The sequence below is a fragment of the Scytonema hankhaensis NUACC26 genome (assembly GCF_045865695.1).
Classification (GTDB): Bacteria; Cyanobacteriota; Cyanobacteriia; order Cyanobacteriales; family Nostocaceae; genus Scytonema.
Window position 1 is genome coordinate 92,384 of record NZ_BAACAP010000240.1, and the last position, 23,633, is coordinate 116,016.

15 protein-coding genes and 1 pseudogene are annotated in these 23,633 nt (G+C 41.0%); 8 read left to right on the plus strand and 8 right to left on the minus strand.

The features are described 5' to 3' along the window. Nucleotides 1-127: 127 nt before the first annotated feature. Both ACKTT2_RS40380 and ACKTT2_RS40385 read right to left on the minus strand, forming a co-directional pair. Entirely contained in the window at nucleotides 128-1,186 is a 1,059-nt protein-coding gene (locus ACKTT2_RS40380; RefSeq protein ID WP_407897087.1) for a fatty acid desaturase, read from the minus strand. 236 nt (nucleotides 1,187-1,422) lie between these two features. Next, on the minus strand, nucleotides 1,423-2,238 hold the full coding sequence (locus ACKTT2_RS40385) for an acyl-CoA desaturase (protein ID WP_407897089.1): 816 nt from the start codon (nucleotides 2,236-2,238) through the stop codon (nucleotides 1,423-1,425). 88 nt (nucleotides 2,239-2,326) lie between these two features. Between ACKTT2_RS40385 and ACKTT2_RS40390 the strand changes: the two genes are divergently transcribed. After that, nucleotides 2,327-3,568 (plus strand): methionine gamma-lyase family protein, encoded by a 1,242-nt coding sequence (locus ACKTT2_RS40390; RefSeq protein ID WP_407897091.1) that lies wholly within the window; start codon nucleotides 2,327-2,329, stop codon nucleotides 3,566-3,568. A gap of 156 nt (nucleotides 3,569-3,724) precedes the next feature. Here ACKTT2_RS40390 and ACKTT2_RS40395 read toward each other — a convergent pair whose 3' ends face one another. Further along, the gene (locus ACKTT2_RS40395) at nucleotides 3,725-5,353 is read right to left on the minus strand and encodes a TAXI family TRAP transporter solute-binding subunit (RefSeq protein WP_407897093.1); all 1,629 of its coding nucleotides are present in this window, start codon (nucleotides 5,351-5,353) and stop codon (nucleotides 3,725-3,727) included. 170 nt (nucleotides 5,354-5,523) lie between these two features. On the opposite strand from ACKTT2_RS40395, the gene ACKTT2_RS40400 reads away from it, so the two are divergent. Next, nucleotides 5,524-7,356 (plus strand): ABC transporter ATP-binding protein, encoded by a 1,833-nt coding sequence (locus tag ACKTT2_RS40400; protein WP_407897095.1) that lies wholly within the window; start codon nucleotides 5,524-5,526, stop codon nucleotides 7,354-7,356. 274 nt (nucleotides 7,357-7,630) lie between these two features. On the opposite strand, the gene ACKTT2_RS40405 is transcribed toward ACKTT2_RS40400, so the two are convergent. Both ACKTT2_RS40405 and ACKTT2_RS40410 read right to left on the minus strand, forming a co-directional pair. Then, entirely contained in the window at nucleotides 7,631-8,986 is a 1,356-nt protein-coding gene (locus tag ACKTT2_RS40405) for an alkaline phosphatase PhoX (protein ID WP_407897098.1), read from the minus strand. A 693-nt stretch (nucleotides 8,987-9,679) separates the two neighbouring features. Next, nucleotides 9,680-10,876 (minus strand): Coenzyme F420 hydrogenase/dehydrogenase, beta subunit C-terminal domain, encoded by a 1,197-nt coding sequence (locus ACKTT2_RS40410; protein WP_407897100.1) that lies wholly within the window; start codon nucleotides 10,874-10,876, stop codon nucleotides 9,680-9,682. Between the two features lie 237 nt (nucleotides 10,877-11,113). Here ACKTT2_RS40410 and ACKTT2_RS40415 point away from each other — a divergent pair, with 237 nt between their 5' ends. Beyond that, nucleotides 11,114-11,548: a QcrA and Rieske domain-containing protein gene (locus ACKTT2_RS40415; RefSeq protein WP_407897102.1), complete on the plus strand. Its 435-nt coding sequence runs from the start codon at nucleotides 11,114-11,116 to the stop codon at nucleotides 11,546-11,548. Between the two features lie 103 nt (nucleotides 11,549-11,651). On the opposite strand, the gene ACKTT2_RS40420 is transcribed toward ACKTT2_RS40415, so the two are convergent. Next, nucleotides 11,652-11,987 carry a hypothetical protein gene (locus ACKTT2_RS40420; RefSeq protein WP_407897104.1) on the minus strand — a complete coding sequence of 112 codons (336 nt, stop codon included), beginning with the start codon at nucleotides 11,985-11,987 and terminating at the stop codon, nucleotides 11,652-11,654. A 265-nt stretch (nucleotides 11,988-12,252) separates the two neighbouring features. On the opposite strand from ACKTT2_RS40420, the gene ACKTT2_RS40425 reads away from it, so the two are divergent. Continuing rightward, nucleotides 12,253-12,516 carry a hypothetical protein gene (locus ACKTT2_RS40425; RefSeq protein WP_407897106.1) on the plus strand — a complete coding sequence of 88 codons (264 nt, stop codon included), beginning with the start codon at nucleotides 12,253-12,255 and terminating at the stop codon, nucleotides 12,514-12,516. Between the two features lie 480 nt (nucleotides 12,517-12,996). On the opposite strand, the pseudogene tnpA reads toward ACKTT2_RS40425, so the two are convergent. Further along, nucleotides 12,997-13,394: pseudogene (gene tnpA / locus ACKTT2_RS40430) on the minus strand (IS200/IS605 family transposase). A gap of 621 nt (nucleotides 13,395-14,015) precedes the next feature. Here tnpA and ACKTT2_RS40435 point away from each other — a divergent pair. Then, complete coding sequence (locus tag ACKTT2_RS40435; RefSeq protein ID WP_407897108.1) at nucleotides 14,016-14,606, plus strand: flavodoxin family protein; 591 nt, start codon at nucleotides 14,016-14,018, stop codon at nucleotides 14,604-14,606. A gap of 41 nt (nucleotides 14,607-14,647) precedes the next feature. On the opposite strand, the gene ACKTT2_RS40440 is transcribed toward ACKTT2_RS40435, so the two are convergent. Next, entirely contained in the window at nucleotides 14,648-15,733 is a 1,086-nt protein-coding gene (locus ACKTT2_RS40440) for a hypothetical protein (protein WP_407897110.1), read from the minus strand. Between the two features lie 1,485 nt (nucleotides 15,734-17,218). Here ACKTT2_RS40440 and ACKTT2_RS40445 point away from each other — a divergent pair. The 3 genes from ACKTT2_RS40445 to ACKTT2_RS40455 all read left to right on the plus strand — a co-directional run bounded on the left by ACKTT2_RS40445 (nucleotide 17,219) and on the right by ACKTT2_RS40455 (nucleotide 23,567). Then, nucleotides 17,219-18,667, plus strand: coding sequence for a glycoside hydrolase 100 family protein (locus ACKTT2_RS40445; RefSeq protein WP_407897112.1), 1,449 nt, complete (start codon nucleotides 17,219-17,221; stop codon nucleotides 18,665-18,667). A gap of 1,603 nt (nucleotides 18,668-20,270) precedes the next feature. After that, entirely contained in the window at nucleotides 20,271-20,408 is a 138-nt protein-coding gene (locus ACKTT2_RS40450) for a hypothetical protein (RefSeq protein WP_407897114.1), read from the plus strand. 81 nt (nucleotides 20,409-20,489) lie between these two features. Continuing rightward, nucleotides 20,490-23,567, plus strand: a complete 3,078-nt coding sequence (locus ACKTT2_RS40455) for a peptidase domain-containing ABC transporter (protein ID WP_407897150.1) — start codon at nucleotides 20,490-20,492, stop codon at nucleotides 23,565-23,567. Nucleotides 23,568-23,633: the final 66 nt, after the last annotated feature.

Sequence of the window (23,633 nt, forward strand, 5' to 3'; positions counted from 1 at the left end):
CACCATATCTAGCTTTGATTGGGCATTGCCACTTTATCAAACAATTAATATTACTAGCTTTTGTGCGGCATTGCCTACCCTACTTTATTTGGTCAATGGTCACTGGTCACTGGTCACTGGTCACTGGTCACTGGTCAGGTGATTGACGATAGTCTTTGAAAGATAGATAGCCGTCATCAACAACGTACAAATGACATTCATCTGTAATTTCTTTCATTAAAGACCAAGAAAATTGAGATTCGGAATGCAGATAAGGACTCCACTTCTCTTTTATGCTGGCGTATGCACGACGCAAATTGTATGAGGGAATTGCGGTTGACACGTGATGGGGAACGTGAACGTTGATATCGTGACAAAGAAATTCTATCCAACGAGGATAATCGCAGTGGACTGTTCCGTGAAGCTGAGCAGTCACAGCATTCCATTTAGATTCTGGAACGAAAGGAATATCTGAGGTAGTGTGGTGAACATAGGTAAAAGTACTCATCCAAAAGTGGTAAACTAGCCAAGGGATAAACCAAAATTTGATAAATCCCCAAATACCAGTCGTGGCAATTAGAATTGGGAATGCGATCGCAGCAAACAGAACGACGACCCCTACAGAAAGCTTGACATTGGGTCGGTCTTTCTCTTGAAACTTAGACCAGTCAAAATGGGTCACCGCCCAGTGAAAAATCGAAGCTATCCACCATAATTTCAGGCGCATGAACCATTCAAAAGCCCATTGTGACACTTTTCCCCAACTCTCGTAAACTTCTGTTCTAATGGGATGCCAAGCGTTATCTTCGTCCAATTTATTAGTGTGGGTGTGGTGATAATTATGACCGATGCGCCAACTGTGGAAGGGGTAAATCAACGGCATCATCATTACGTGACCTACCAAATCGTTAATCCAACGGCTTTTGGCAAATGAACGATGACCGCAATCATGCCCAATCGTGAAAAAACCTGTCAAGGCAGTCCCCGTGAAAAACCATGCAAAGGGGAGGAGATACCAAGGAGAAAATACCAGACTGGCATAACCCAAGCCAACCATCAAGATGTTAGTTACTAATTGTATCCAAGCCTTTCGGGAATTCTGTTGAAAACAGTCCTGGGGCAAGCTTTTGATAATATCTTTTAGCGTCAGTTCGGAGCGACCCAACTCAGAATTTGGTTTGTGGCTGTTTGCTGTTGATGTAATCATGAATACCTAAAAAAGCACCTTCACTACCAAGTCACCAAAAAAGCGCCTTGACGCAAAGTTTTGTAAAACTAGCGTTCGGATTATAACAATCTAATCCACCAAAGCGCAAAAAAAGGATGAAAAATCAAGGATGAAGGATAAAAGATTTACTGAGAGCCTAGTATTCTAGCTCATATAGGTTTCTCACCTACAAGATCGAAAATTAACTTTTATCCTTTATCCTTCACACTTTATGTTTACTTATTTGCCAATTTGACATTTGTAGCTAGACCGAGAAATTGAAGCAATTGGATTGTTATCCAAGTAACGTCTAGTTCCCACCATTGCAAACCATGACGAGCGGAGTACTGATAAGCGTGGTGGTTGTTGTGCCATCCTTCGCCAAACACCAAGAGCGCTACCCACCAACAATTTGTGGAATTGTCACCCGATTCATGGCTTTGGTAACCAAATTTATGGGTAGCGCTATTGACTAGCCAGGTGCAATGGTAAACAAAAACGATGCGAACAAAAATTCCCCAGACAACAAAAGACCAGCCACCCAAAAGCAGAAGAACTGCACCGAGGGCAAGCTGGAGAAAAATCATATTTTTTTCTAAAAACTGATAAACTGGATCGTCTGCAATGTCTTTAGTAAAGCGAGGGATTTCTGCTTCATCTTCTTTTCTTTGATAAATTAACCAACCCATGTGACTCCACCAGAAGCCCCTGTTGGAATCATGGGGATCTTTCTCCGTATCAGAGTGTAAATGGTGCATGCGGTGAGTCCCTACCCATTCAATAGGTCCCCCTTGACAGGCAAGTGTCCCACAAAAGACTAAGAAATACTCCAGCCACTTGGGAGTTTGAAAACTACGGTGGGTAACAAGACGGTGGAATCCTAGAGTAATCCCTAAACCACCACTCACCCAGTAAAGAACGAAAGCAAAACCCAACGCTTTCCAGCTAAAGTTACTGGGAAGCAGGGCAAACGATGCTCCGATGTGCAAACCAATGAAGAAGAGGGTATTGACCCAGTGAATTTGGTGTTTGGTTGGAGTAGCGAGTGTCATGCAATAACCCGAAGTAGGAATTGTTCAGCCTAATCTGCGCGATTCAAAAATCCGCAAGTTTTTTATGTTTTCTTAAAAAGAGGAACCGATGAACAGCTTGGAACAGCTGCGTGAAGCAGAACAGGCACTGTTACAAATTTTTTCTGGAATTGACGCTCAGGTCAAGCAAAATCTTCAACGAGTGCTAGACGCCTTCCGCTATTATCGTGTAGGATCGCACCATTTTGCAGGTGTTACGGGATACGGACACGACGATTTAGGGCGAGAAACTTTGGATAAGGTTTTCGCCCAAGTTATGGGCGCTGAGGCGGCAGCTGTGCGGGTACAGTTTGTTTCAGGAACCCATGCCATCGCCTGTGCCTTATTTGGTGTCCTGCGCCCCGGTGATGAAATGCTAGCTGTGGTGGGCGCACCCTACGATACACTGGAAGAAGTTATTGGACTGCGTGGGAACGGACAAGGTTCCCTTATAGAGTTTGGCATCCGTTATCGACAGTTGGATCTGACTGGGGAAGGAACGATAGATTGGGAAGCTTTAAGCCGTGCGGTAGACGACAGTACCCGTTTAGTACTCATTCAGCGCTCTTGTGGCTATTCTTGGCGTCCTAGCCTATCAATTGCCGATATTGAAAAAATTATTAGCATAGTCAAACAGCAAAATCTCAACACAGTTTGCTTTGTTGACAACTGCTATGGCGAATTTATTGAAACTCAAGAACCGACACACGTTGGTGCAGACCTCATGGCAGGGTCGTTAATTAAAAATCCCGGTGGAACCATTGTAACAGCTGGTGGTTACGTTGCCGGACGTGCTGACTTGGTAGAAGCCAGTGCTTGTCGCCTCACAGCACCCGGAATTGGCAGTTACGGCGGTGCAACCCTCGACCAAAATCGATTGCTCTTTCAAGGGCTATTTCTTGCCCCACAGATGGTCGGAGAAGCCATGAAAGGAACCCACTTGACTGGATACGTGTTTGACAAATTGGGTTACCCCGTCAATCCAGCACCCCTTGTTCCCCGTCGGGATGTGATTCAAGCCATTAAATTAGGTTCTGCCAAGAAATTAATTGCGTTTTGTAAAGCAATACAACAAAATTCACCCATAGGTTCCTATCTCGACCCCGTTCCAGATGAAATGCCCGGTTATGAAAGTAAAGTCGTTATGGCTGGGGGAACTTTTATTGAGGGTAGCACCTCTGAATTTTCCGCCGACGGTCCTTTACGAGAACCCTATGTCGTATACTGTCAAGGCGGAACGCATTGGACTCATGTTGCGATCGCTTTAGAAGCAGCGATTGAGGCAGTGACCAATCAACGTAGGTTGGGTTGAGGAACGAAACCCAACATTGACTCGAATTGTTGGAAAATTGCGGCACGAAACCCAACATTGACTCGAATTGTTGAGTTTACATTAACGAGCGATCGCTCATGTTGGAAAATTGTGGCACGAAACCTAACATTGACTCAAATTGTTGGGTTTCGTTCCTCAACCCAACCTACCAACAATCGCGTCTCTTGTGGTTTTATAAGCTTCAATAAAGGTTCGGAATGATTCTTGGGAAATTTCTTCTATAACCAATTTCTCTGCAACTTCTTTAAGAATAGTGTCTACTTTTTGCTGAAGTATATCCTTACTAACATTACTATTTCTTAATAGCTCAACTATTGCTTTGATGTAACTGGCAGAAAGTTCTCTCTGCTTTTGCTCGATTTGTTCTTGGTTGAATTCTCTTTCACGCTCTATTGCTTCTCGCGAAGTTTTGTAAGCTTCGTTAAATGTCCGGAAGGATTCTTGGGAAATTCTTTCATCAATTAGGGCATCAGCAGCTTTTTTGAAGATTTCATCAAGCTGCTTTTGGTTATTCTCTAAATTGCCCGCACTGGCTTTCATTAAATTAATGGCTGATTGAATGTATTCATCGGCTTCATTTTTTCTGCTACTTTCCATCCAGGATTTTACCTGTCGAATCCAGGATAAAGCAAGCAGAATAACTGTTAAAATTAAAGCTAAATAATCAGCGTTCTCTTGAACAAAAGAACGCTGATTGCGCTCATAAAAAGCTAGCGCACCCGGATGCAGTGGGGGAAGACCTGCACTCTTTGATTCTCTGGGGTCTTTGATGTTAGCAATGAGGGGTTTGACTTCAGGATGTTCTTGGGAAACAGCATCTGCGATCGCTTGCCGGTTCTCAAATATAATGCCAGTGATTTCTCGAATTACACTTTTATCAACCGTATCGCTTGCAACTAAAAGTCTTGAGACTGCTACAGTTGGTAAATCTTTATCCGGTACGGCAGGATTTCCCCTATATGCACCTTGAGGAATTGTGGTACTTTCAAAAGCAGGATGCTTAATTTTCATAGCTTCTGCTTGTGGAATAGCAACTAATCTGCCATCGTAATTCTCTACAAGTGTAGCGATCCCTCTATTTCCAACAGCACGAACGCGAAACAAAGCGTTTGCTCTTCCAGATTCAAAGTCTTTTTCTGCTTTTGTATCATTATAATCTTGTTGACCTTTTAAATTTCCGGTAATTGTAATATCAGTTAAACCATAATGCTTTGCTATTTTCTGAAAAGATTTATATTGACCTCCTTGTGCGGGCAAAGCAACAATTTTTCCCCTTAATTGAGTAAATTCCTTAATGCTAGGATCTCTAACAACTAACTGAAATAAATCTTGATATAAAACAGCTACGGTTCTCAATCCAGCATTTTTCCCCTCTGACTTTGATGGTTTCGTTTTGCGAGTGGACACATCCATTTCTTCAGAAGCAACATCTGCTTGTGCAGCAGCCATCTGCACTTGACCTATTTTTAGCATTTCCAAACTTTGGGAAGTACCTCCAGTTTCCCTTACTGTAATTTTGATATTAGACCTACTTTCAACAACTTTCTCAATTGCCTGACTGATAATATAGCTTTCACCTTCCGTATCGCCAGCCGCAAGAATGATTTCAGGTGCTGTCAAGCGCCCTGCCAGCCTCCACAGACTAAAGGTAAGTAAGCCCGTGCTAAAAAGCCCAAGGCTGATAAAGACAAATTTAGAGAGAGGATCGAGTTGCTGAAAAAACCTTGTAAAAGAAAGTTTAGGAGAAGTTTTTAACGCTGCCATAGGTATCAAAATTTTAATCTCTGTTAGGGGATTATTGCATGGTGAGTCCTGTATTCAATAAAATCACCTATGTAGATAGTAATTATGAAAATGAAGTATATCGGTAGGGGCGCGGCGGCAAGAGCGCCCTTACAATAATCTGTACCTCACTTAGTTGCAATCTACTGTATATGCAAATTATTGAGTTAAATCCTTTACAAGCGTTTCGTCGTAGTATAGCTATTGTACTTCAAGCAGCCCCAGCACAAGTACGCAATATTACAATTCTCATGTTACTTGGAGGTGTTATTCCCGCTATAGTTCTTTGGCTTAATAAATTAATTATTGATGAAGCAACTCGTATCATTACTAGGGGAACTACTGGGAATGCTATTAATTTAATACTCTCTCAACCTCAATTACTGGTAAGTATAGTGGCTTTGCTACTCCTAAATTTATTAGGTGATTCAATTTCCACAATTACCAGCTTTACATTTACTTCCTTGAGCGATCGCGTTAAAGGTGTGGTGGAAGGATTAATGCTGGACAAAGTTTCCAATTTTAAGGATATTGCTTTGTTTGAAACACCAGAGTTGCTCAATTTAGTCACTTTGACAGAAAAGGGAGTACAGCGACTTCGAGAACTCATATTCCGCTTAGTGCAAACGTTACAAGGTATTTTAATCTTTATTCCAGCCGTTGTACTTTCTGGAGCTTTAACGTGGTGGATACCTCTAATTTTATTACTGTGTACAACTCCAGCAGCCTATGTAGATTTAAAATACCGCAAGCAAAGTTGGAGAGTGGAAAAAACTCAAGCTTCTCTTGCGCGTGAAATGGACTTGTATAAGACAGTATTAATTGGGGAAACATACGCAAAAGAAGTACGCCTATTTCATCTGCAAACAGTACTTCTCGAACGCTGGCAAAGACTCTTCAACACTATGTTTCAGGCAATGGAACAAATTCGCCGTCAAGGTACGATAATGATATTTGCTTGGTCGTTGCTGAGTGGATTGGGTGTCGCACTACCCTATGCATACGTAGTTATAGGAGTGCTAAATAACACCTATACTTTGGGAGATTTAGCGCTTTATAGCGGCGTGATTCTGCAATTGAGAAGGAGTTTGTTCGCACTGATAGATGGTGGTGGAGAATTGTATGATGTAGCGCTCGCAACTACACCAATTTTTCAAATTATGGAGTTACAGCCCCAGTTATCTGAGGAGAATAACGATTCGTATAATTATACCACACATTCGAGTGTATCTGGCATTCAAATCAAAAATCTTTCGTTTACCTATCCTAATAGCGATCGCCCTATTCTCAATGAAATTAACTTGACAATTCATCCTAACGAGATGATTGTGCTAGTGGGTGAAAACGGTGCAGGCAAAACAACTCTTGCTAAACTGTTATGTCGCCTTTACGATCCGAGCCATGGTAAGGTTTTTTGGAACGGACAAGATTTGCGATCGCTCTCACTAGAAGATTTACGCTCCCGTATTGCGGTTGTGATGCAAGATTATGCTCGTTTTCCCACAACAGTAAGAGAAAATGTTGCCTTTGGCAATCTTGACCAACTTGAAAATGAACGGACTATTCAACAAGCAATTGCAGAAGCGGGTATGGCTGAAGTTGTCGAGAAGCTAGAGCAAGGACTAGAAACTCTTTTAGGCAAGCAGTTAGAAGGAGGCGTAGATTTATCTGGCGGACAATGGCAGCGTTTAGCTATTGCGCGTGCTTTACTCCGAATGTCCCAAGCAGAATTGATCGTGCTTGATGAACCGACAGCCAATCTAGACCCGAAAACAGAAAATGAAATTTACGGTATTTTTCGTAAGATAGCCAAAGGAAGAATGGCAGTTGTTGTGAGTCACCGCCTTGCAATGGCTAAAATAGCAGACCGAGTTGTTGTTATGGAACGCGGTCAAATTATAGAAGTCGGAACTCATGAAGATCTGATGGCTTTGGGCGGACAGTACCACCTCATGTTTACCCGTCAAGCAAGTAGTTATCATTAGAGGGTTATTTCGAGGGGATCGGACCCCTTCTCTCGTTCCCAGGCTCCGCCTGGGAATGCAGTCTGCGAGGCGGAGCCTCGCTTGGCAGATTGAAGAGAGCGGAGTCAATACTGCAAGATCTAAGAAAATTTTCCATTAAGGCAAGCAGGGGAAGAAAAAAACGCTTAACCGACAAGTATTGGAGGCGGAGCCTTTTAAAAGGCATTCCAAGGCTCCGCCTGGGAACGAGGTGGTCAATCAAGACTTTCTCAATCCCAAATCCAAAATTGAATAATTATTTATTCCAAGGTCCCCAGATAGCAAAAGTGATACCAGGAGTTTGGATATTCACGAACAAAGTCTGATTATCTGGCGAGAAACAAGCACCAGCAAACTCATTATCATTTAATGCGTTGCGAGCAAACTGATAAAGTCCACCTTCAGGAGTTACCCCAACAACAAATTGCTCGTCATCACCATCTTCACAAAGGATCAGGTCTCCAAAAGGAGCAACAACAATGTTGTCGGGCATATCTAGTATACTTTTATCGTTTGGCTCCACAAATAGTTCAATAGTGCCACCCTCTTTAGCAGTTCTACCAGGGATGTAACGCCATACCTGACCGCCACTATTAGCACCGCCACTCGTGCAACAGAAATAGAACTCTCCGTTGCCATACCATATACCTTCACCACGAGCAAATTGTGCGGCTCCTTTGGCAAAACCTTCTTTCCGCACGGTGTCGTCATAAGGATCGTAATCTTCAATACGAACCCATTCGGCTTGGTACTTCTTACCTACAGGGAAACCAGTCTTGGTGTTTTCTTGAAATAAACCGACGATCGCAAGAGCTTCTAAAACACCGCCTTCTTGCAAGTAGCCCGGTTTGTTAGGAATAAAGCGATAGAAGAGGCTATCTCCTGAATCTTCTGTTTGATAGACAATTCCTGTTCTGGGATCTACAGCCACAGCTTCGTGGTTGAATCGACCCATTTCTACCAAAGGTACGGGGTCTACAGTACCGTTTTTGGGTTTTAAAAGTGCTGGAACTTCAAAGTTATACCCGTGGCGTTTGGTAACTCTGTTTGGGTTAGGTACGAAAATACCAGAATTAGCAGGCTGTTCTATCGTAGGTGGAGTTGTTTCTGGAGTGGAAGTATTTTCTTCACAACTAATCCACGATCCCCAAGGAGTGAGACCTCCAGCACAGTTACGATACGTTCCTGCAAGTGTTGCATAATCTTTAACAAGCTCGCGGTTCGGGTTAACAACCAATGTTGTTGTACCACCCTTACAAAGCTCGTCATATTTGTTACCGATAACTCCAGTTGAGGAGTTTGGGCTGAGTTCGTGGTTGCGAACTAGGATGACAGAACGATTTGGTCCTGGGAAAGCTGCCATTCCATCATGACCGCCAGGTACAGGATTACCATCGCTCATAAGATCGCCTGTGCGAGAAAAGGCTCTGTACTGGAATCCAGCAGGTAAGTCTAGCAAGCCATTAGGGTCTTTGATGAGAGGTCCATAACCATAAGCTTGTGACGATGCTCCTTGTGCTATTGCATGAAGACCTTTTAAGTTCTCTCCAATAACTAGAGTTGCAGCAGTTGTACCTGCTAGGGCAAAAAATTTTCTTCTTGAGAAAGCCATAGTCTCCTCTCTAATATCTGCATCTAAAAATATGAGTAGATTTCATGCAATCCTTAGAATAAAGATTGATAAGATTTGTCAATTTTCCATATCTAGACCAATCACTGATTATGGATGACAAAATTCCTCGATTTCTCACTTTTTAAAATAAGAATCCTTATTATTACACCTACTCACTGAACTCTTCCAAACAGAGAATAGACTTTGAAAGTTAAGCTTAGTTAATGACAGTGTTAATTACTCTATAAATTACTCCTCGATCGCCAGAAGATTATCTATAAGCGTAGGGTGGGCAATGCCGACCAACAGCATGATTTGGTGGCAGAATATTTATGAATGTAGGGTGGGCAATGCCCACCAATAGCATGATTTGGTGGCAGAATATTTATGAATGTAGGGTGGGCAATGCCCACCAACAGCATGATTTGGTGGCAGAATATTTATGAATGTAGGGTGGGCAATGCCCACCAACAGCATGATTTGATAAATAATTTTATAAATAATTCAGTATTACAATATTTTTTACTGATATTTAAGAAAAGAATCAGCATTTAATAGCTACATATAAAATTTTGTAAAATGGTCTTGTAATCAAAATAAAATTATGGTTTGAAGCAGAACGGGCGAGGACGCCCGTCCCACAAGAGCAAGAGTTAGTCTGACTGAGGTTGTGCAAGTTAAAGAATTATTAGCCTATGACTCTGGTAACTGATATTGCCCAACAATACGCTTGGCAAATTCTGGAACGTGTGATTCTAATTTCTCTGGATGATTTCGCTTGACATACAAATAGTTGCGGGTAAAGTGGGAATCTATGGAAAATCGGGCATATTCTAGACCTTTAGGACCAATTTTTTCAATAACAACGCCCATCAGTTTTGCTGCCCACATGGGAAGGGTAACACCTTTATCGTAGGCTGGTATACTTTGTTGGACTGCAGCTTTGCGATCGCCTTTTGACATAACTGCTTGAGTTTCGAGTTGCTCTTTTACCAAGTCGAGCATTTGTTGACCTTTTTCGTTTCTCACAACAATCCATTGCCAACCGAAAGGTGCTCCCATATACCCCACAACTAAATCGGCAAGAGAATTGACATAATCAAAGCAACTCATACAAGAAGGGGCAAAAACATCTTTAAGTTTGTTAGTTTTTAGCCCGAAAAATGGCACTGTTTCAATCGAGCCATCTTCATGTTTAAAATGAACTCGAAAGTCTTGCATAAATTCATAATGTACAACAGTATCGGGGGATTTACTGGTGGTTTCTAAGAATTTTTGCAATCCTTCACGGCTGACGTTATCTACACAAGGAGTTCCCAAAACGTAAAGTTTTTCTAAGCCGAGTTGTTTTTCCACAGCCCGTAATGCCTGAATTTGACAACCAACGCCAATGACTAACAGTCGCTTTAGCCCAGATTTTTCTACTTGTTCGAGAATGGAAAGGTTAGGTGAAAGAGTTGGTTTGTTAACTTTTGCTGCTAGTATTTCCTCTGGGGTACGAGCGATGATAGGCATGGGACCAAAGCGATCTTCTTTGGTATTTTGGACGCAAACAACACCTTCCACAAGACCGCGATTTAGCATTTCAATTGCTATGGTGCTGACAATACCAGTCCATTGAGCACCGGGAATGGGTTGCTTTTTCCGCGCCGCCATCATATCTTGGTGGACGCCAAAGTAGATTTCGTCGGGATTTTCTAGGTTGCGCGATCGCGTGTGGGTTTGTTGTTCGAGAGTATCTATTTGCTGATTAATGAACGCGCAAGCTTCCTTGACATAATGAATATAGTATGTATCGCACAGCCCGCATTCACTACACAGTTCCTTTGCAGGGCGACGACTACCGGGTTTGAGAGCTTTGGCTTTATTGTGAGGGGACAGCGAGGTCATATTAAGAGTAATTTATTAACTAGAAACATAAGATATCCCAAACCTTTACTTTACACAAACTTGAGAAACATTAAGGAATATTTCATGGATTTTAACGATTGCGCTTCCAGCAAAGAGAACGTTGTGAAACTTAAATTAAGCGTTAATTACAATACTCTGTGCGATCGAGCTAAGCTAAAGTAGCTCAATGTATCCAAGAGCTCTTTAGAAAATCAATTAACCAAGGCAGGTATTTCAGTGGAACGTCGTGAATTTATCGGTTGGGTTGGTGTAGCAGGCGTTGCGAGTTCTTTACCAGGAGTCATCACTTCCTGTACTTCTCAAAACACTCAGTCACCTGCAAGCCCTCCTCGTGCTGATGGGTTTCAGGCTGTTGGTACAGTAGCAGATTTAGACAAAAATGGTCAAATTCTCAATGAGAAATTTGCTGGTAGCAAAGTGTTGGTAATTCGAGATCCAAAAAACACGAGTCAAGTCCTAGCTGTCAATCCCGTTTGCACTCATGCAGGTTGTGATGTCGGATGGAAAAAAGATGAAAATTCTTTTGTTTGTCCGTGTCATGGTTCTAAATTTGCTGCTGATGGAAAAGTTCTTAATGGTCCGGCTGACAAGCCTATACCTACGTATACAGCCAAGGTTGAAGGGGATGAGGTTTTGGTAAAAGCGGGTTAGTTAGTAGGTTGGGTTGAGGAACGAAACCCAACATATATAAGTTGAGGAACGAAACCCAACTTCATTCGACCCAACCCATACAATACATTTGGCAATTGAAGATTTACTTTATAAACAGCCAATCATGGGGATGAGTTAGGGCATAATAGATACAAATTCCTAAGAGAATTAACCAACTAACCCATATCCATAACCAATTAATTGGTAGATCGAGACTTCCATAAAATAAAATCAGCACATAAAGTAAACTACCAGGCAAAGCAGCCAGAACTATACCCTCTTTAATTTTGTAAAGAGTTAATATCATCTTTGTAGATACCCAAGAGGGCAAACGACGAGGATCGTTAGGCATCATTCTCAGCGATAAGACATCGAAGTCTGTCAGTTGAATTGGACGAATAATGTAATTTGAAGGTAACTCAGATGAGATATAAGTCATTTCTCTAAATTTTCAAATTATTTCTGTTATTATTCTTCCCAAATAGATGAAGCGAGATTCCACGAGAGAAAAAAATTACAGCAAGGCAATTATTATGCCTTTATATCCGGGTAAAATTGGGTGGAGTAGACTTGGCTAGCTCCGCTCTTACTGGGGCAAAGATGCCTAATGGAAAAATCTACAAACCTTAGCGATTATCAAGATGAGTTGAACAGTAGAAGGATATTTACTTCTTTCGCTTTGATAATAAGACAGGAAATATATTATGAATATTCAGCTTGTTGAATCTTTAGCTAATGTAATCAAAGCTTTGTCTCCTGAAGAACGAGAGTTATTAAACCAAAAATTAACACATCAATCGAATTGGCAAAACTTACGCTCAACAATCTTAGCTAATGCTCAAGCTATTCAGCAAAGGCGTAGCGAGCAACCCTTCAAACCAGATATTGATGAAATTATTCATCAAATGCGAGAAGAAAGAGAGCGAGAATTGATGACAGGTTTGTTTTCTAATAAAGAAAACTTATGACTATGCAATTGATTTGTGTAGATGCGCTCTTTCGTAGTTAAGTTAATCACAGCAGATTGTAACTAACTGAGGTACAAATTCTTGTAAGGGCGCAAGGCATTGCGCCCCTACTCATGTACTTCATTTACCTCGAAACTGCTGTAATAATCCTTCAGAAACATCACTCTATCTAAGATTATGGGATACATGGGAGCAAACCAAAACCAAAATTATTGCTCCCACCCTCTTATGTTACGAAGTTACAAATGTATTTTATCGAATGCAACTGGCAAAACAGTTACAGAACGCAGAAGCCCAACAATATCTTAGTAATGCTCTGAATTTACAACATTAAAAGCAGAAAGCCCACAAGGTTGAAACACGAAGTGTGACGTAGTGTTTCAACAGTCCTTCAGGTGTGGGACGCGAATAATGCGGGAGGCAAAGCCACACCGCATTTTCGCTCATGAATGCGTAGCCCCTAAAGGGGCAATCCAGCTTTTAACGTGTTTTCTGGTTGGCAATGTATTTTTTAATTGTTTCCGATGATGCATCACCAGCAGTACCGCAAAAGTAACATAAGCGTCCACATCGAAGGTAGTTTTAACAAATGAGGAAATTCTTGTCTAAGAATCCTTGATGTGTACCCCTTTAACCGAAACATTATTTGATCCGGCGCAAGTGTTGGTGAGCAACTCAAAAATAGATGAACATGGTCTTCCATGATTTCAAGGGCTACGATTTCACAATCTAGCTATGAATGTTTTTTCATAAAGCAACTCTTCTAGTCGTCTTGCAACTAGTCCATGTAGTACTTTTTTCCTTCTCTTTGGTATCCAAACAAAGTGATAGTTGATGAGTGTGACTGATGTCGTTTTGTGTCTATATTTGCTAGGCATATGTAAAGTTTGTATAAAAATATGGTCAATAACCTTTATCTATCAACCATAACATGATAGATAAAATTAGCAACAAAAAGTCAAGTCGCGCAACAATTTAACCTCCCTGCTGCTTATGATGCTCATTATTTAGCATTAGCTCAACGATTCCAAGCAAACTTCTACACAGGTGATAAACGTCTATTTAACACGGTTCATTCTGCTTTGCCTTGGATTCATTTGGTTGAATAATAGTGCTAGCACAGAGGGTATCATTCATCTTTGGAACAGCAATTAAACACGGACAACTTAGGGAACTACAAGAAATATAGCAATTTTCACTTGAATGAAGTACAAATTTATCTGCTACGGGCTGCGTTCATCAGCGGTTCCATAACTTTTTTATGTATTGCACCCAATTGAAAGCGCTAAAAAGTATTTGTCAACACATCGCTGCCACTCCCTTCGGTGCTCTTATGATTAGTTAAACAAGTAGGGTGGGCAATGCCTACCGTTTGCTATTGGTGGGCATTGCCCACCCTACATACTGGAGTGGAATTTTAGAGCGGGAAAGGAGTATTTACTCTACCATCAAGAATAATTATGATGTGCATCAGTAATCATAATTGAGTAAAGTATCCCATGCCTACCGTTTCGATTGTCTACTTTTCTGGCTCCGGTCATACTCATCTGATGGCACAAGCTGTTGCTGAAGGTGCTGGTAAGGTTGAAGGCACAACTGTCGAACTTTTACGGATTGTTGGCGAGCAAATCGTGAATGGTCGCTGGAAAGATGATGCAATTATAGAAAAGCTGAATCGGTCTGATGCTATTGTGTTTGGTTCGCCAACTTACATGGGTGGTGTCGCGGCTCAATTCAAAGCGTTTATTGATGCAGCTAGTAGTATTTGGTTCCATCATGGATGGAAAGACAAGCTTGCTGCTGGTTTCACTCACTCTAGCTCGCCAAGTGGTGATAAACAAGGAACTCTCTTATATTTAGTTACTAATGCGGCTCAACATGGTATGATTTGGGTGAATTTGGGGGACTTGCAAAGCTTTTTACTTGGTAAGGATGATGGAGTCAATCGACTAGGAGGATTTCTTGGCGCAATGGGTCAAAGTCAGCTTGATATGAGTGGTAAAGAAGCTGTGCTTGATTCTGGCGATCGCTTGACAGCCGAACGTTTTGGACAACGTATTGCTGAAGTCACCAATCGTTGGGTCAAATAGTTTTACACATAGGGGCGATTGCATTCGTCCCTTTTTGACTCCTACCATTCGGAAACTGGTTCCACTTTTAATGGAAAATGCAAACGCTGACGTTCCTCAAAAAATATTTGCTGTAGTGCTTGAGTGTAAGGTTCTAATAACTCTCTCTGTTCTGGTTGAATGCGGCTGACAATTTCTTCTCCAAGGAGTTGACACCATTTCTCTGTCATCTCCCATTGAATTTCTACACCTTGAACAACCATCACACACAAAGGAAGGAGTTCTTGTTTTATGGGAGCAACGCTTCTTTCTAAAAAGCACAGCCAGAGGTAAGCTTGGAACATACTCAAGTCTCGAATACAAGAGTGTGTGATTCCTGGATCTGCTAAACCACCCCTACGGCTTCGATGGTTGGGCAATAATTCAGTGAGTTGGCGGTAAACAGTTCGAGCTATATTCTCAGATTCAGGTAGCATTTGTTCAACAAGTGCTACCATAGGGGAGTTTTGCTCGTGCTTGGCGGCGGAGTGACATACTCTTTGCCAGGGCATTGCAACTTGTTCTTCGACAAACTTGAGATAGGGAGCGAGCAAAACTTTTTCGGCTGGTGCAAGTTTTTTTAAGATTAACTGGTTGCTGAAGTTCAACTGCGAAGTCATAAAACCAAGCGCACGCCAGTCTTTGGATATGACGTGTTGTTCCTGAAAGATCGTCAATATTGGTTCTAGTTCGTATAACAACTGTTCGAGTTCTGCTAAGCCCCATATGGGTAAAGCGGTTTTCTGTTCTGCTGCGTGTATAGTCTCATCTATAGAATGTTGTTGGTATACCTCTAGGAGTTTCCGGTATACGCGAAAGGCAAATTGAGTGATTCGCCTTGCTTCATTTAGGTCGAGAATGTTAGAAATATAATTGTAAAGAGCTTTTGTTTGAATCCATGCCATTTGGCAATTAACATCTAATACTGTATCTTTTAGCTTTACAGCTGTAATAGCTCTGCCTTTTAAAGAGTTAGCTTGTAATAGCTCATTGGAACTGAGTGGATTTCCTATAGAGAGATAAAATTTATTGAGGGTAAAACGCTGCAACCACAGTTTGAGCAAATTTTCTACAGATTCAGTTTTGCGAGCCGGAAAAGTTTTTAACATGGCTTTAACCTTTGCAATCTTTTTGTAAATCTGACAAGTTAAACTACTGCAAGAAGGCAGAAGTCAGGAGGCAAAGTACTCAAGGCGTAAAAGCTCTTATTGAAAGCTTGTTGTCTGTTACTCATGTTTGCCTTATTTCTACCGCTCTGTAGTACTTTAGTTTTAGAAATTATTAAACATATTTTAAATGAATAAATACAACTGTGACGTTTAATGGTGGGCTTTAGCCCTACCTACTAATTGTTGCAAAATGATTCTTTGTTTTATATATTAATTGAGAACTCTTATATTATCATCTGGTTGAATAACAAGATTTGACAGTAAACCTGAACTTTACCGATCTTCTCAATTGTGTAGATATAAGAAATCCAATATCATAAGTTACAGAAATTTTAACAAGAATCCGGAATAATCTACGGATTTTTACTGAGGCATCATGGCGATCGCCAATTATAATTGATGTATAAAATTTACAAGTATGTTACTCAGAATCATGAAAAATTTATATTGTTGATATAGCCCAACAGGTACATTTGGTGTAAAATCTGTGTAGTTAGCTACAGTTTTTGTTCCCCATTATCGAGATGTGATGTAGCCAAAGTCGAAAGAGCGCTTGTACTACTAAGATCGAAACAGTGGTTGGATAGCACAATTTGTGATTTTGCTGTGGGCTTCTATGTCACATTTTGTATTCAAGAAAAGCTGTACAATAGACTTCTTCTATCCTTTCTTGGAAGTAGAGGTCAATTGTTCGCTGTTAGCAATTAACATTTGACAAAAAACATATAGTTATCCCAAAGCATTCATGAAAAATATTAAGTCTTGTAGGGGAGCTATCCTCATTCGCGGGTTTCCTGCGTTGAGAGGAGTATTCAATAGGATTACTCTAGCTACCTATTAACAGGTATTCTTCAATTAGGAGAAAATTTGCTAGGCAAAAATCAATAGAACCCTTGCGATCGCTAAAATTCCTAATTCTGTCATATTTGAGGTAGAATGTGTATTTTTTTAAGCACAAAGAGTTATGAATTTCCAAAATCATATTGCATCCTACAAAAATTCGTTATAGATTTTTATTTATAGGCATGGACATATTATTTCATTTTAGCTCTCAATAAACTCGCTCGTTTTAAGTAATTTTACTTAAATAAAGTCACTAATTCATTCAATAATGACATAGTATTTAAGATATGTTTTTTGTTCGGCAAAAAATATTTTTGACGCTTGGATATAACAACATATCATGACTAAATCATTTGATATGAAAAAATAGCTTTAACTCACAGTTAGACTATTTAAAAAAGCAAATAACTGTCAACTATACTGCCAAAAGGACGGTATTTGAAGCTGTTGCTGTTGCTATTAATTCCCAGCATAGTGTTGTATTTGCTATTGAACGAATCATCATTGTTATGATCTAAATAGCAGTAGACACCACAATATCCCAAACTACTCATTTACTAAACTACTGGAGTTGTTCTTGCAATGTATTTAGATGACTTTGTTCCTATTGATAACATAGAGAAAGAGGCTTGGAAAGCGATAGAAAATTCCATTCTTTACTATAAAGGGCGTCCTGTAGGGACAGTAGCTGCCTATGATAGTTCAGTAGAAGCGTTAAATTATGACCAATGTTTTGTTCGCGATTTTGTATCATCAGCTCTAATTTTTCTGATTAAAGGAAGAACAGATATTGTCCGTAATTTTCTAGAAGAAACCTTAAAGTTACAGCCCAAGGAAAGGCAGTTAAATGCTTACAAACCGGGTCGAGGGTTGATACCAGCTAGCTTCAAAGTCGTTTCAGAGGGTGAAGAAGAATATCTAGTACCCGATTTTGGCGAACATGCGATCGCTAGAGTCACACCAGTCGATTCCTGCCTTTGGTGGATAATTATATTACGTGCATATGTAGTTGCTACAAAAGATTTTTCTTTAGCCTATCAACCTGAATTTCAATACGGTATCCGGTTAATTATGGAACTGTGCTTGGCAACAAGGTTTGATATGTACCCAACTTTATTAGTTCCAGACGGTGCTTGTATGATAGACCGTCGTATGGGTATTTACGGTCATCCTTTGGAAATTCAGTCTTTATTTTTTACTGCATTACGTTCGGCAAGAGAACTCCTCATTTGCCAAGGTAATGAAGATATTGTGGAGGCTATTGATAATCGCTTACCACTCTTACGGGTTCACATCCGTCAACATTATTGGATGGATTTAAATTGTCTGAACAAGATTTATCGCTTCAAGAGTGAGGAATACGGCAAAGAAGCAATCAACCTCTTCAATATATATGCTGATTCTCTGCCTTACTATGAATTGGACAAATGGTTACCCAGAAAAGGGGGTTATCTTGTAGGCAATGTAGGACCTTCTCAGCTAGATACTCGCTTCTTTACTTTAGGAAATTTAGTGGCTGTCATCTCAGATCTGGCAAGTGAAGAACAATCGCAAGCCATCATGAATCTCTTTGACGAACGTTGGGAGGACTTGATAGGAGATATGCCCGTGAAGATTTGTTTCCCTGCTTTAAAAGACGAAGAGTATAAAATTGTGACTGGATGCGATCCTAAAAATATTCCTTGGTCTTATCATAATGGCGGAAGTTGGCCTGTTTTATTGTGGTTGCTATCAGCAGCAGCTGTGAAAACAAATAGACCGGAACTGGCAAATAGAGCTCTTGAAATTGCACAAGAAAGATTGCACTATGATGAGTGGCCGGAGTACTACGACGGTAAAAAAGGTCGATTAATCGGGAAACAAGCTAGAAAGTATCAAACTTGGACAATTACTGGATTCCTGCTGGCAAAAGAATTATTGCAAAATCCCGCACTTTTACCACTTGTGACTTTTGAACCATTCTCTGCTGAACTGACTTCTAGAGCTTGTGAGTTTGAACTGGTTCAAGTTGATACCATGATTCCTGGTTAGACGAGGATACTCTTAAAGCCCCCTTTTTAAGGGGGATTTAGGGGGAGCTAACACTTTGACAACACGCCCTAGCCCGTTCTATCTGATAGATAAGAATCCAATACTACTCGGTTAAGTAGGTAGAGCTATGCCACACAACAGCTAATGTGTGGCATAGCCCACCCTACTACGTATTTAGCAGGGATTGCAGGGGAGGAAAAAAAGGCAAAACCCGACAAGTATTGGGTGAGAATCTACTTCCCTATTTATGACTATAGATAGATGTTTAAAAATAAACTTAGATTATAACTCCCGCTACAAATAATTTTTTTAGTACGGGTTATTTTCAATTTTACATAGAAGTCCTCTTTGATTTTTAAATTACACGTAGGGTGGGCAATGCTCTCAAAAGCTTATACGGTGGGCTTTGTCCACCCTACAGTACCTAGGTTTCTTCACAAGTCATTGATAATTTCTAAAATTCCCTAACTTATATCAAAAAATTTTAATATGATATATCGGAATATAAATTTATCTTTTTATCGGCAAGAGATGTTACTGTAATATACAAATATTAATAATATGAATAACTAATAAATTAATTATAAATTTTTCGTAAAGATAGGGTTTTTGATGAGAAACTCCTGACTAAATAGTGAAAAATAAAATTAGTACAAACTAAGATAAGGCTGCAATTTTTCAAAAGTTGACCGAATTACGCGAGGGTGTAGAGGACAAGGAGAAAAGTTCGTAAAGAAAATCAGTATTTGGGGAAGCCCCGCGTCCGTGTAATTAGGTCATAAGCTCCCGAGTTTGTTCGTGGAAGTTTTCTCCTTACCCTAATTCCCCGCTCGCTCTCCTCCATATTCATGGATGGATTCCCACTCACAGTGTTTGCCTCTTCTCTGACAAGGGTATCTGCTTTGCTTTAGCAAGTTCTGTAATTCCAGTTACACAATTTAGATTTTTATCTTTTTGCCATAAAACTTAATGTACCTAGTAATACTTATTAGGTATATTTAGATAACTAGATTTGTGAAGCAGGTTAAGAGCCTTAACAGCAGTTAAAATATATCTTGTCTGATACTTTTTGTAACTTTTGCAATCATTTATTAACAGTTCACTGTTTGTCAGAGCATTGGTAATCTTGATGTTTTTCATAGATATAAAGCCATGCTATTAACAAATTTTACTAGGGGCGCTTTCTACCACTTATGGAATAGGTATTATAACTTTCTATTTAGTGGATTTCCGAATACAGGTTCTGCTGACTTCACAAAATCTAAAAATCATTTGATGTGTTGATGCCTTGATTGGCTTTCCTTTTCTTTGAAGTTAAACTTATTAACACTCATAGATAAGGAAATCTAGGATTGACCCCCTATACTCCTAAAACACTAGGGGGGAACTCCAAAGGTATGAGATAACCCAGGAATAACCCCCCTATACTCCTAAACACAGGGGGGACTTTCCAGGGCTATTACACATCAAAGGTAACCGAATCGATTAGCTTTCGAGAGCTAATCAAATGTACAGCTGTGAAACATTTGCGCTTAGGTTTCAGCAACAGCTGTCGCAGACCGACTATGCCCGCGTTACACCATGACGGCAACTGGTAACAATTATGTCACACTCTTCCACTCAACGACAACTTTTTGAAGGTTACGACTTTGCTTATAAGGCTTTGTTAGAGCCTTTCGAGCAAAAGATCGGTAAATGTATCGATCGCCCAAGAACTGGTAGCATTACAATCCGCTACTGACTCTCCAACCAAAACATGGTTGACATTGGTTGTTCGATCTGATTTAGACCAAAGATGACTACTTTTGGTGGAGGTGAGGTAATGCCATCAGTGTTTTCCGAACAACTGCTGAGTCAGTTGGTCGCTAAAACTTTGGGTGAGACATTGACTTCCCAAGAACTGGCTGGCTGTTTGGCAATGGTAGAAATAGTAGAACCACCAGCCACAAAGCAGTTCTGGCAAACAACAACGACTCATCCAGGAATATATATAGTTCTGTCAGGGAAAGTCAGACTATTAGACAGTACTGAGAACTTAATTGCAACCCTGAGTGCGGGATCGTCTTTTGGTGAAACAACCCTGTTTCCACAAGAAGATTTTCAGCCATATGCAGCAAGAGCTTCGACTAACCTCAAGCTTTGCTACCTGAAACAAGAGACACTACAGGCTTTGAGCGATCGCAATCCTACCATTAACGATCGCCTGTTCAAACGCGCAGAGCTATGGGATTTGGTTATGTTATGCCGCCAAAACTGGCAAGAGGCTGACAGTATATCAGATGTACCAGGAATGCTTAAAGCTTTATCGTTGTTTGAGCGACACGATTTAAGTCACAATCAACAAGCCACTCTACCAAAAGATTGTAAGTGTTTGCTGTTGCTCAAAGGAGAACTGCGTCATTCTCGGGGATCGCTTTTAACACCAGGCAAAATCTATCCAGCGCCACAACAAGACAGTTGGGAAGTCGCGCAACCAACCATTGCGTATATTGTTAGGGATGCCAATTGGCTTCCTGCACTAGAACATTGGCAGCAATTAGCGGAGTGTGTCGCTCCTCAAGATCGCCCAGTTAATGCAAAGGAGTTTAAACAACGCCCTACTAGATCTAGATCGGAACGCAGTACTTCTGTTGGCAATGTTATTCCCTTTCCACAACGCATTCCAGAGTCACAACCAAAGCAAAAAAGGCTCAAGCCCTATTTCCCCAGCCCTAAAATTAGAGCAGAGCATTGGTGGGGACGTGTTAGCAAACAATACCCGTTCTTTGAACAACATAGCGCTTCTGATTGTGGTGCAGCTTGCCTTGTCATGATTAGTCGTTATTGGGGTAAACGGTTTAGTCTCAATCGACTGCGGGATTTAGCGAACACGAGTCGAGATGGGGTATCACTACGGAACTTAGCCACCGCAGCAGAAAGCCTCGGCTTTGCAACTCGTCCAGTCAAAGGGACTTTTGAAAAGTTAGCACAGCAACCCCTACCAGCGATCGCCCACTGGGAAGGCAAACACTTTGTTGTCATCTATGAAATCACTCGCAAGCGGGTCATTATAGCCGATCCCGCCATCGGAATACGCACTTTAACTGCTGCTGAATTTAAAGCAGATTGGAGTGGCTATGCTTTGTTACTACAACCAACAGCCCTATTAAAAGACTCCAAGGAAGAGATTAAGGGCTTTTGGAAGTTTTACGAGCTAGTTAGACCACACTTTTGGGTACTGGTAGAAATATTCGTCGCCTCAGTGCTGATTCAGTTGTCTGGACTGGTTTCACCAATATTCACCCAGATGTTGCTTGACCGAGTTATTGTCCAAGGAAGCATCTCAACTTTAAATGCGATCGCTCTAGGGATGCTAGTTTTTGGTTTTTTTAACATTGTTGTGAATGCAGTGCGCCAGTATCTCCTGGATCACACTGCTAAGCGCGTCGGTGTAGCGTTGGTGGTTGGTTTTATTAAACATACCTTGCGCCTACCTTTATCATTTTTCGAGTCGCGTTACGTCGGCGACATCACCTCCCGCATTCAAGAGAATCACAAAATTCAGCGCTTCCTTACTGGCGAGACACTGTCGGTCATTCTTGACTTGCTAACGCTAAGCATTTATTTGGTCATCATGTTCGTGTACAGTTGGCAGATGGCATTGCTGGCGCTGTTGACTGTACCGCCATTTTGTATTCTGGTACTCGCTAGTACGGGTATCTTACGCCGGATTTCCAACGAGATGTTTCATGCAGGAGCCGAAGAAAGTAGTTACTTAATTCAAAGCCTGACAGGAATTCGCTCTATTCGGTCCATGGGAGTAGAGCAGACAGTACGCTGGAAATGGGAAGAATTGTTAAATAATGTCGTTAAAAAGGGTTTTTTTGCACAAATTATTGGCAACCGCTTACAGATTATCAGTTCCTCAATTAATCTTCTGTCCAGTACAGCGTTGATGTGGTATGGAGCGTCGTTAGTGATTCACCAACAACTGACCATCGGACAACTTGTTGCTTTCAATATGTTATTGGGCAATGTGCTCGGTCCGTTCCAACGTTTAGCGTTGCTATGGAATGGATTGCAAGAAATCATGATTTCTACCGAACGCATCAATGACGTTTTGGAAGCTGAACCAGAAGAAGACTTAGAAAATCATCCCCGTCAGCCCATAGGACAATTTCGCGGTCACATTCGCTTTGAGAACGTAACTTTCCGCTATAACTCACAAAATGAAACTAACATTCTACAAAATTTAAGCTTTGAAATCCATCCGGAGCAAACAGTAGCCATTGTAGGGCGTAGTGGTTCGGGGAAAACAACTCTGTCTAAGTTAATTCTGGGATTGTATTCTCCCACAGAAGGAAAAATATTAATTGATGGTCAAGATTTAAATTACATTTACCTGCACTCGTTACGCTCTCAAGTTGGTGTTGTTGACCAAGACACCTTCTTATTTGGTGCTACAGTTCGAGAAAACATCAGCATTGCTCATCCAGAAGCCTCTCTTGAAGAGATCGTAGAAGCAGCGCGGATGGCTGGAGCCGATGAATTTATTCGACAATTACCAATGGGTTACGAAAGCCAAATTGGTGAAGGTGGTGGATTGCTTTCTGGTGGACAGCGTCAACGGGTTGCGATCGCTCGTGCTTTACTTGGCGATCCCCGCTTGTTAATTCTAGATGAAGCCACCAGTCACCTTGATACGGAATCAGAGCGCATCATTCAAAATAATTTAAAAACTATTCTCAAAGGGCGATCCAGCGTCATCATTGCTCACCGCTTGTCCACCATACGCAATGCAGACCTAATTCTGGTTTTAGATCGTGGTGTGTTGGTAGAAAGCGGGACGCACGAGGAATTAATTGCCAAGAAAGGACACTACTACTACCTCAACCAACAACAATTTGCTCAAGTGGGTTGAGTTAGGGGTTAGGGGTTAGGGGTTAGTGGTAATTACTTCCCCTACTCCCCCCCTCTCCCTCTCTCA

Excerpts from the sequence above, each read along its gene's own strand:
- ACKTT2_RS40440 (WP_407897110.1), bottom strand. The coding sequence starts at position 15,733 with ATGTTAAAAACTTTTCCGGCTCGCAAAACTGAATCTGTAGAAAATTTG.
- ACKTT2_RS40400 (WP_407897095.1), top strand. The coding sequence starts at position 5,524 with ATGCAAATTATTGAGTTAAATCCTTTACAAGCGTTTCGTCGTAGTATA.
- ACKTT2_RS40405 (WP_407897098.1), bottom strand. The coding sequence starts at position 8,986 with ATGGCTTTCTCAAGAAGAAAATTTTTTGCCCTAGCAGGTACAACTGCT.
- ACKTT2_RS40425 (WP_407897106.1), top strand. The coding sequence starts at position 12,253 with ATGAATATTCAGCTTGTTGAATCTTTAGCTAATGTAATCAAAGCTTTG.
- ACKTT2_RS40385 (WP_407897089.1), bottom strand. The coding sequence starts at position 2,238 with ATGACACTCGCTACTCCAACCAAACACCAAATTCACTGGGTCAATACC.
- ACKTT2_RS40390 (WP_407897091.1), top strand. The coding sequence starts at position 2,327 with ATGAACAGCTTGGAACAGCTGCGTGAAGCAGAACAGGCACTGTTACAA.
- ACKTT2_RS40455 (WP_407897150.1), top strand. The coding sequence starts at position 20,490 with ATGCCATCAGTGTTTTCCGAACAACTGCTGAGTCAGTTGGTCGCTAAA.
- ACKTT2_RS40420 (WP_407897104.1), bottom strand. The coding sequence starts at position 11,987 with ATGACTTATATCTCATCTGAGTTACCTTCAAATTACATTATTCGTCCA.
- ACKTT2_RS40395 (WP_407897093.1), bottom strand. The coding sequence starts at position 5,353 with ATGGCAGCGTTAAAAACTTCTCCTAAACTTTCTTTTACAAGGTTTTTT.
- ACKTT2_RS40435 (WP_407897108.1), top strand. The coding sequence starts at position 14,016 with ATGCCTACCGTTTCGATTGTCTACTTTTCTGGCTCCGGTCATACTCAT.
- ACKTT2_RS40410 (WP_407897100.1), bottom strand. The coding sequence starts at position 10,876 with ATGACCTCGCTGTCCCCTCACAATAAAGCCAAAGCTCTCAAACCCGGT.
- ACKTT2_RS40380 (WP_407897087.1), bottom strand. The coding sequence starts at position 1,186 with ATGATTACATCAACAGCAAACAGCCACAAACCAAATTCTGAGTTGGGT.
- ACKTT2_RS40445 (WP_407897112.1), top strand. The coding sequence starts at position 17,219 with ATGTATTTAGATGACTTTGTTCCTATTGATAACATAGAGAAAGAGGCT.
- ACKTT2_RS40450 (WP_407897114.1), top strand. The coding sequence starts at position 20,271 with ATGTCACACTCTTCCACTCAACGACAACTTTTTGAAGGTTACGACTTT.